General features: G+C 25.6%; 2 protein-coding genes and 1 pseudogene. 1 reads left to right on the forward strand and 2 read right to left on the reverse strand.

Annotated features, from left to right (window positions below):
* Positions 1 to 634: 634 nt before the first annotated feature.
* Together eppA (HNP68_RS06540) and eppA (HNP68_RS06545) are read right to left on the reverse strand one after the other, a co-directional pair.
* Complete coding sequence (gene eppA, locus HNP68_RS06540) at positions 635 to 1,174, reverse strand: exported protein A EppA (protein WP_183221625.1); 540 nt, start codon at positions 1,172 to 1,174, stop codon at positions 635 to 637.
* A 29-nt stretch (positions 1,175 to 1,203) separates the two neighbouring features.
* Complete coding sequence (gene eppA, locus HNP68_RS06545; protein WP_183221627.1) at positions 1,204 to 1,752, reverse strand: exported protein A EppA; 549 nt, start codon at positions 1,750 to 1,752, stop codon at positions 1,204 to 1,206.
* A 157-nt stretch (positions 1,753 to 1,909) separates the two neighbouring features.
* Here eppA (HNP68_RS06545) and HNP68_RS06550 point away from each other — a divergent pair.
* A pseudogene (locus tag HNP68_RS06550) lies at positions 1,910 to 2,244 on the forward strand (protelomerase family protein); the annotation flags it as partial.

The following is a 2,244-nucleotide window of genomic DNA, read 5'->3' on the forward strand; positions in this document are numbered from 1 at the left end:
TAAATCTTAAAGCTTATTATTGTAATGAAATAAAAACTAAGGCAGGAACTGCCTGAAGTAAAGCTTGTGGACCATGCTCTAGTGGATGACCGTTCTTTAGAACCTAAAAAGCTATCATGGAATGAAACAAGAAGCTATTTCTATAATCTTTGATTTAGAAATAGCAGTTCACGCCCATTATCTGAATATTTAATACTATCTATTTTGAAAAGTCCACACATTAATACCTTTTCCTATTAATTTTAATATAAAAATCGGAAACTTTAAGTTTTGTAAATTTTGAAAGTTTTGAAAAAATTTGAAAAATGAAATAGTAAAGGCAATAACCTCTTGCCTTTACTACAGCGTATACAAAATATAGAAATATCAATGAATTATCCAAAAATGAAGAATTCAAAATCAATTATAGATCATCATTTTTTGGTTTCCAAAAATAAAGATAGACGGTCTGAATTTTCAGACCGTCTATCTTTATCCAGCCAAGCCTACACACATACATACACATTTTACAATACTACATCTTCACTTCAATTATATGCCGATTTTTAGCAAAAACTAATAATAGGCGTATAATTGAAGTGAACTACTATTTCTAAATCAAAGATTATAGAAATAGCAGTTCATTAGCAAGTTATTATTTACATCCCGATTTTGAAGCAAGAAAGTCGTTTAAAATTTGTTTTAATATTTGTTTAACTGTATTTACGTTATCTTCAGAATAGGATTCTTGGAACTTCTCTTTAGCTTTGTCTCCATATTTTCCGGAATTGATCTTATCAAGACGATTAAAAATACCAAACGGTTTGCCATCTATAAGCTCAATTATATAATTGAGATCATAATTAGAAATTGTATCTATATAATATATACAGTTATATTTAAAAAGGTAGCCTATAACATCAAGAGCCTCTAAAAATACATCTTTTTCTTTAATCCCAATTTTTCTTAAACATCCCCTAATTTGTGGGGCAAATGCAAAAAGGATGCTTTTATTCTTCTCACTTTTGAAATCGTATTTATCTAATCTTTTGTCAATTAAATTAAAGTCTTCTATAGAAAAGGCTTTTTTAGCTTTTGCATAATTCTTTTCTATACTTTTTTTTGTATGCTTGTCCATGGTAGCATCCAAATTAAATAATAAAAATAAAAATAAAAATAAACTTATTTTTTTCATATCTATTCCTTAGCTTTAGAATTTACTACTTAATCTTTAGGTAAGTCAGCTATAATTTGTTTTAATGTTTTTTTTTTTACCGTATTTATTTTGCTTTTATCAAAGTAATTTTCGTCAAACCTCTCTCTAGCTTTGTTTCCATATTTCTCAGCATAATCAATTTTATCTGAATCTAGTTGTATCAAATAATCAAAAATTTGATCCGGATCCCCCTTTATAAGTTTGAAAATTGGGTCATATGACTCTAATTTTAGATATTCGGAATCTATTAATTTATTTTTTATAAGGTATCCCATGACATCAACAGCATCTAAAAAAACACCTTTTTCTTTAATTTCGATTTCCGATAAATTAACTTTAATTGCTGGGGTAAATAAAAAAAATACGCTTTTTTCGTACTCGTCTTGAAAATCGTATTTGTCTAATTTGTTTTTAATTAAAATACTTTCTTCTTTTGAAAGATATTTTTCAGCTTCTGCGTAATTGCTTCTTGCCCATTTTTTCTTTTCTCTATCCATGTTGGCATATAAATTGGATAGAAAACTAAAAATTAATATTAATGTAAAAATTTTTTTCATATTAATATAACCCCTAATAATTAAATTTTAATACTATAATGTTAGCGCAATTCCTGGAGTTTTTTTGGAGAGATGAATTTATTCCGATCTGGCCTCCTATTAAATAGGAAATTTTTTACTTAGTTAAAAATTTTTAACTTGGTATAATTGAATTAATATGCCCCCGAAAGTGAAGATAAAAAATGATTTTGAAATATTTAGAAAAGAGTTAGAAACTCTATATACTAAATATCTCAATAATGAATTTTCATATTCAAAAGTGAAAGAAAAAATAAAAATTTTTGCCGAAAATCATAAAGCTATTCTTTTTAGAAAAGATAAATTTACAAATCATTCAATAATTTTAAATCTTTCGAAAACTCGCAAAATAATTAAAGAATATATTAATCTTTCAGTAATTGAAAAGATTAAAAGAGATAATACCTTTTTATTTTTTTGGAAATCGAAAAAAATAAAAGAATTAAAAAATATAGGAATTAAAGATCAGAAAAA

The organism is Borreliella yangtzensis (assembly GCF_014201775.1).
Classification (GTDB): domain Bacteria; phylum Spirochaetota; class Spirochaetia; order Borreliales; family Borreliaceae; genus Borreliella; species Borreliella yangtzensis.

Excerpts from the sequence above, each read along its gene's own strand:
- eppA (WP_183221625.1), bottom strand. The coding sequence starts at position 1,174 with ATGAAAAAAATAAGTTTATTTTTATTTTTATTTTTATTATTTAATTTG.
- eppA (WP_183221627.1), bottom strand. The coding sequence starts at position 1,752 with ATGAAAAAAATTTTTACATTAATATTAATTTTTAGTTTTCTATCCAAT.